Genomic DNA, 6,782 nt, shown 5'->3' with positions numbered 1-6,782 from the left:
GGCCATACCAGGAAGACGATGCGCTCGCGCAGCAGGCGCGAGTAGATGTCGTAGGCGCGCTCGCCGCGACCCGACGTTTCGATGACCATGGGCACGAGGCCCAGATTGCTGGTTTCGAGAGCGCTCATTCAGATCCTTGAAAACTAAACCGGTAACAGCCGTTATGGGGGCAGATTATGGCGATGCAAGTAAAAAGGCGCCGGCCTTGCGGCACGGCGCCTTCGTGAGGCCAGGACTCTTCAGTTGCCGGTGGCCATCAGCTCSTCAAAAGGCAGAGCCTTGTCGGTCACCTTGGCGGTGGAAAGGACGAAGTCGGTGACATTGTTCTCGACGACGACGGCCTCGACCTCGGCCATGCGCTCGCGGTCGCCCAGGTACCAGCGCATGACTTCGGCGGGCTTCTCRTAGCTTTGCGACAGCTCTTCGATGTGGGCTTGCAGTTGGGCAGGCTTGGCATGCAGGTTGTTGGCGCGCACCAACTCGGAAACCACCAGGCCCAGGCGCACGCGGCGCTCGGCCTGCGGCTTGAAGATGTCGGTGGGGATCTCGGCCTTGTCGGCATCCTTGACGCCGCGCTTTTTCAGGTCTTCACGGGCCTGCTCGACCATGCGCGCCGCTTCGCCCTGCACCAGGGCATTCGGCACTTCCAGCTCGGAGGCCGCGACCAAGGCGTCCATGACGGCACCCTTGTTGCGCGCCAGCACGCGGAACTTCACTTCGCGCTCGAGGTTCTTCTTGATGTCGGCACGCAGGCCTTCAACCGTCGCGTCCTTGATGCCCAGGGACTTGGCGAATGCCTCGTTCACTTCAGGCAGGTGCTGGGCTTCGATCTTCTTGACCGTGACGAGGAAGTCAGCTTCCTTGCCCGCCACGTCCTTGCCGTGATAGTCCTCGGGGAACTGCAGCGGGAAGGTCTTGCTCTCGCCCGACTTCATGCCGCGCACGGCGGCGTCGAACTGCTCCAGCATCTGGCCTTCGCCGATCAGGAACTGAAAACCCTCGGCCTTGCCGCCGGCGAAGGGCTCGCCGTCGATCTTGCCTTCGAAGTCGATAGTGACGCGGTCCCCAACCTGGGCCACGTCGGCCGCCGGGCGCTGGGCGAAGCTGCGGCGCTGCTTGCGCAGGATCTCGATGGTCTTGTCGATGGCTTCATCGGTCACGTCGCTGGTGACGCGTTCGACTTCCGCAGCCGCCAGATCACCGATCTTGACTTCAGGGTAGATCTCGAAGGTCGCGTCAAAGGCCATCTGGCCTTCAGGCGCTTCGTTCTTCTGCTCGATGCGCGGCGCGCCAGCGACGCGCAGCTGGGCCTCGTTGGCGGCGTTGTTGAAGGCGGCGCCGAGCTTGTCGTTGACGACTTCGTACTGCACCGAGTAGCCATAGCGCTGGGCGACGACGTTCATCGGCACCTTGCCGGGACGGAAGCCGTCGGCCTTGACGGTGCGGGCCAGCTTTTTCAGGCGGGCTTCGACTTCGCTGTTGATCTCAGCGGCCGCGACGTGCAAGGTGATGCGACGTTCCAGCTTTTCCAGGGTTTCGACGGTGACGGCCATGATGGACTCGGGAGAACGGTTGTTGACAGTGGTGCGCGGGGCCGGACTCGAACCGGCACGCCCGTGAAGGCGTCAGGACCTAAACCTGGTGCGTCTACCAATTTCGCCACCCGCGCAACGGGTTGGTTCTGATTGGGTTGCTCAAGAGCAACCCCGTAGGCGATTCGGCAAACCGGCGATTGTAGCGATCCTGCGTGGCTTGCCCGCCGCCCCGGTCCACGGGGCGGCAAAACCCTGACGAAAAGGCTTGCGCCTCGTCAGGCCTGGCCAGGAATTTCGCTGTCAACGAAGCGGCTGTGCAGCCGGCTGTGCTCCTCAGGGCGCATGACGCGAAAGACCACGGAATACATCGCCGGCAGCGCGAGCAGTGTCAACGCAGTTGCGACGATGAGCCCGCCCATGATGGCCACGGCCATCGGCCCCCAGAAGACGCTGCGCGACAACGGAATCATGGCCAGCACCGCCGCGGCGGCCGTCAGCACGATAGGACGGAAACGCCGCACAGCCGACTCCACGACGGCCGACCAATCCGGCACACCTCGGGCACGGTCCTGCTCGATCTGGTCGATGAGGATCACGGAATTTCTGATGATCATCCCGAACAGTGCGATCACGCCCAGCAAGGCGACAAAGCCAAACGGTCGGTTCAGCACCAACAGCGCGAACGCAACGCCGGCGATACCGAAGAAGCCCGTCAGGAATGCCAGTGCCGCGCGGACGAAGCTGTGCAGCTGGAGCATCAGCAGCGTCAGCATGATGAAGAGCGCGATCGGCACGCCCGCGCCGATCGAGCCTGTGCCCTTGCTGCTTTCCTCCACGGCACCCGCGATCTGGATGCCGTAGCCGACCGGCATCTTCTTCTGCAGTTCGTCGAGCTGGGGCCAGACCTCCTTGGTCACCGTTGCGCCCTGCAGGCCCTCGGCGACGTCGCCCTGCACCGTGACGGCGTAGAGACGGCCCTCGCGCCACATGACGCCAGGCTCCCAGTCGAACTCGACCTTGGCGATCTGCGTCAGCGGAATGGAGCGGCCGGTGCTGGTCGGCACATAGGCGTTGGCGATGTCGGTGATGACGGCGCGCTCGTCCAGCGGTTGGCGCAGCACGATGTCGACCAGCTTGTCCGCTTCACGGTACTGGCCGATGACGCTGCCCGACAGCAGGGTGYGCGCCGACTGCGCCAGGCTCTGGCTCGTGACGCCCAGCGCCCTCGCTTTGTCCTGGTCGACCTTGAGGCGCAGCATCTTGACGTTCTCGTTCCAGTTGTCATTGACGCCGCGCATATTGGGGCTGGTGCGCAGGATGTCCTTGGCCTTGTCGGCCCAGTCGCGCACGATCTTGGGGTCGGCACCGGTCACGCGGAACTGCACCGGGTAGGGCACCGGCGGGCCATTGGGCAGCAGCTTGACGCGGCCGCGCGCCTCCGGGAACTCCTCGGCCAGCACGGCCGGCAAGCGCTTGCGCAACTCCTCGCGCGCCGTCAGGTCCTTGGGCAGCAGGATGGACTGCGTGACGTTGGCCTGCGGGAAGATCTGGTCCAGCGGCAAATAGAAGCGCGGCACACCGGAGCCGACCCAGCTCGTCACGCTGGCGATGCCTGGCTCCTTGAGCATGCGCGCCTCGAAGCGCTTGGCGAGAAGCTCCGTCTCCTGGATGGTCGAACCCTCGGGCAGCCAGAGGTCGACGAGCACCTCGGGGCGGCTCGAATCGGGGAAGAACTGCTGCTGCACCTTGCCCATGCCGAAGATCCCGAGCGCGAACACGAGCAGCGTGATGGCGATGGTCTTCCAGCGGTTCTCCACGCACCAGCGCACCACACCGCGGAAGCGGTTGTAGAAGGGCGTATCGAAGAGCTCATGCACTTCGCCGTCCGCCGCCGGTTTGCTCTTCAGCAGCAAGGCGCCGAGATAGGGCACGAAATAGACCGAGACGACCCAGGAGATGATCAGCGACGCGGCCGTCACCGCAAAGATCGCGAAGGTGTATTCACCCACCGTCGACTTGGCCAGACCGATGGGCAGGAAGCCCACCGCCGTGATCAGCGTGCCGGTCAGCATGGGCATGGCCGTCACGTCGTAGGCGAAAGTGGCGGCGTGCATCTTGTCGTAGCCCTCTTCGAGCTTGCGCACCATCATCTCGACGGCAATGATGGCGTCGTCCACCAGCAGGCCCAACGCGATGATCAGCGACCCGAGCGAGATCTTGTGCAGGCCGACGCCCCAATAGAACATCGTCGTGAAGGTGATGGCCAGCACCAAGGGGATGGTGATGCCCACGACCAGGCCGGGCCAGATGTCGATGCGCAGCGGTTTGGTGTGAAAACCTAGCGCGATGAAGCTGACCGCCAGCACGATGACGACGGCTTCGATCAGCACGTGCACGAACTCGCCGACGGAGGTGGTGACGGCCTTGGGCTGGTCCTGCACCTGCTCGAGCTGGATGCCCGCCGGCAGTTCGCGCTCGATGCCCTTGAGTGCGATGTTCAGCGCCTTGCCCATCGCGATGATGTCGCCCCCCTTGGCCATGGATACGCCCAGGGCCAGCACCTCCTTGCCCTGGTGGCGCACCTTGGTGGCCGGCGGGTCGACGTACTCGCGCTTGATGGTGGCGATGTCGCCCAGGCGCAGTTGGCTGGCCACGCCGGTCTGCGGGTTGATGGCACGGATGGGCACCTCGGCCAGGGCCTGGGCCGTCGTGAACTGACCCTGCACCCGCACCTGGAAGTTGGCGCTGCCGGCGTTCAGCACCCCTGCACCCTCGACGGCGTTCTGCGTGCCGATCTGGTTGATGACCTGGCTGAAATCCAGGCCCAGCTGGGCCAGGCGCTTTTGCGAAATCTCGATGAAGACCTTCTCGGGCTGCACGCCAAAGATCTCGACTTTGGCCACGTCCTTGACCTGCAGCAGGGCCTGGCGCACGCGGTCGGCGTGCTCACGCAGCTCCTCGCGGCTGAAGCCGTCGGCCGACAGCGCATAGATGGAGCCGTAAACGTCGCCGAACTCGTCATTGAACACGGGGCCCAGCACACCCGCGGGCAGCGAGCTGCGCATGTCGCCGATCTTCTTGCGCGTCTGGTACCAGAGGTCGGCGACTTCCTTGGGCGGCGTGTTGTCCTTGACCTGGAAGACCGTCAGCGACTCGCCGGGCTTGGTGTACGAGCGGATCTTGTCCGCGTGGTTCACCTCCTGCAGCGTCTTCTCGATCTTGTCGGTGACCTGGTCGGCCATCTGCTGGGCCGTGGCGCCCGGCCAGAAGGCCTGGATGACCATGGCGCGGAAGGTGAACGGCGGGTCCTCGTCCTGGCCTAGCTGGAAATAGGCCACGAAGCCCATCAGCATCAGCACCACCATCAAGTAGCGCGTCAGGGCCGGATGCTCCAGCGCCCAGCGCGAGACATTGAAGCCGCCGACGCGGAGTTCCTTGGTGATCGGGGAATTCATGTGCGCCCCGGCTCAGCGTGAGGCCGCAGGGGCCGCCGGCGCATTCACGGTGCGCGGCGGCACATAGCGCTTGACCTTCTGGCCCGGGTTCAGCACATGCACACCCGCGACGACGACCTCCTGGCCAGCCGTCAACCCGCCGGCGATGACAACATCGTTGCCTTCGGCGCCCCCGATCTGCACCGCCACCGGTTTGACCGTCATCGACGCGCCATCCAGCACCCACACCGAGCTTTTGCCGCTTTGCTGCAGCACGGCCGCGAGGGGCAGCTTGATGACGCCGGCCATCTGCGGCAGCTCCAGCACGACGGTGGCGGACTGGCCCAGCCTGACGTCCAGCTTGCCGGCGTCGGCCTTGATGAGGAAGGTGCGCGTGACCGGATCGGCCGCGGCAGACACCTCGCGCAGCGTCAGCGGGTAGGTCTTGTCGGCGCCCCAGAGGCGCACCTTCAGCGCACCGGCCACACCGGCTGCGGCTTTCACGCGGGCGACCTGATCCTCGGGCACTGAAAAGACGAGGTCACGCGGGCCATCCAGCGCCACGCTCACGACCGGCGTGCCGGCCGCAAGCACCTGGCCGGGCTCGGCGTTGACGCCGGTCACGACGCCGGCGCCATCGGCCGTCAGCTGGGCGTAGCCGGACTGGTTGCCCTGCACATCTGACTGGGCTTTGGCCTGTTCCAGCTGGGCCTGGGCCGCCTTGAAGGCGGAGTCGCGTCGCTCCAGTTCGGCGGCGCTGATGAAGCCCTGGCGCTGCAGGTCGACGAAGCGCTTGTAGTCGGCGCCGGCCTGATCGCGGTTGGTGCGCGCGGCCATGACGGCAGCACTCGCGGCAGCCTCAGCCAGCCTGAGGTCCTGGGCGTCGATGCGGGCCAGCACCTGGCCCGGCTTGACCGTGTCGCCCAGATTCACCGCCCGGCTCAGCAGCTTGCCGCTGACACGGAAAGACAGGCGTGATTCGACTCGCGCCTTCACCTCGGCCGCATACTCATGACTGGCACTGGCCGCGCCCGCGCTGACGAGTTGTGTGCGCACCGCGCGTTCCGGCTCGGGAGCGGCGGGCTGCTTGCCACAACCTGACAACAGTGCAAAAAGCAGCGCTGCCGACAGCAGGGGCGGAGCGAGACGCAGAAGATGGGGCATGCAGACCTCGGCAGATGGAACGGCCGGCCTAAAATTTAATGACCGGCGGGTCAGTAATGTATTCAGACCCTGTGACAACTGTCAAACCTCGTTGACATATCCGGGCTTTGCAAGCGGAACTTGAGAAAAAGCTTGAGCAGCGTCGACCACTACGAGAACTTTCCTGTTGCCTCCGTGCTGTGCCCGCCCGCGCTGCGGCCGGCAGTCGTCGCGATCTATCACTTTGCACGCACGGCGGACGATCTGGCCGACGAGGGCGACGCTTCCACGGCTGAGCGCGCTCAGGCGTTGCGCGACTATCGGGCCGACCTGGACGCCGTGGTGGCCGGCCAGGCACCGTCGTCGCGCTGGCCCCACGTCTACGCACCGCTGGCGCGAGAAATGCACCGGCTGCAGCCGCCCCTGCTGCATGACCTGCTCGACGCCTTCGAGCAGGACCTGACACCGCCGCGTTACGCCGACCGCGAGCAGTTGCTCGACTACTGCCGCCGCTCAGCCAACCCGGTGGGGCGGCTGCTGCTGGGCCTGTATGGCGTGAACAACGCCGTGTCGCTGCGCCGCTCTGACGCGATCTGTTCCGCCCTGCAATTGATCAACTTCTGGCAGGACTTCAGTCGTGATGGACCCAATGGCCGGCTCTATGTGCCGC

Annotated in this window: 4 protein-coding genes, 1 tRNA gene and 1 pseudogene; 1 reads left to right on the top strand and 5 read right to left on the bottom strand. The window is 65.4% G+C overall.

The window, feature by feature from the left end; all coding sequences use genetic code 11:
• From ACXJKR_RS20375 to ACXJKR_RS20355, 5 genes and pseudogenes are all read right to left on the bottom strand, one after another.
• A pseudogene (locus tag ACXJKR_RS20375) lies at positions 1-128 on the bottom strand (ATP-dependent Clp protease proteolytic subunit); the annotation flags it as partial.
• A 111-nt stretch (positions 129-239) separates the two neighbouring features.
• Positions 240-1,553 (bottom strand): trigger factor, encoded by a 1,314-nt coding sequence (tig, locus tag ACXJKR_RS20370; RefSeq protein ID WP_457324361.1) that lies wholly within the window; start codon positions 1,551-1,553, stop codon positions 240-242.
• Positions 1,554-1,582: 29 nt separating this feature from the next.
• Positions 1,583-1,669: transfer RNA gene (locus ACXJKR_RS20365), tRNA-Leu, on the bottom strand.
• A gap of 141 nt (positions 1,670-1,810) precedes the next feature.
• A complete protein-coding gene (locus ACXJKR_RS20360; protein ID WP_457324360.1) occupies positions 1,811-4,990 on the bottom strand; it encodes an efflux RND transporter permease subunit in 3,180 nt (1,059 codons plus the stop codon).
• A gap of 12 nt (positions 4,991-5,002) precedes the next feature.
• On the bottom strand, positions 5,003-6,133 hold the full coding sequence (locus tag ACXJKR_RS20355) for an efflux RND transporter periplasmic adaptor subunit (protein ID WP_056198252.1): 1,131 nt from the start codon (positions 6,131-6,133) through the stop codon (positions 5,003-5,005).
• A gap of 132 nt (positions 6,134-6,265) precedes the next feature.
• On the opposite strand from ACXJKR_RS20355, the gene ACXJKR_RS20350 reads away from it, so the two are divergent.
• Positions 6,266-6,782 (top strand): squalene/phytoene synthase family protein (locus tag ACXJKR_RS20350; RefSeq protein ID WP_457324359.1); only part of this gene is annotated, 517 nt, incomplete at its 3' end.

It is taken from the genome of Roseateles sp. P5_E11 (assembly GCF_054049355.1).
This window is presented reverse-complemented; position numbering and strand designations above follow the sequence as displayed.

What these genes read in the sequence shown, in the direction of transcription:
- ACXJKR_RS20355 (WP_056198252.1), bottom strand. Translation starts at nt 6,133, where the DNA reads ATGCCCCATCTTCTGCGTCTCGCTCCGCCCCTGCTGTCGGCAGCGCTG.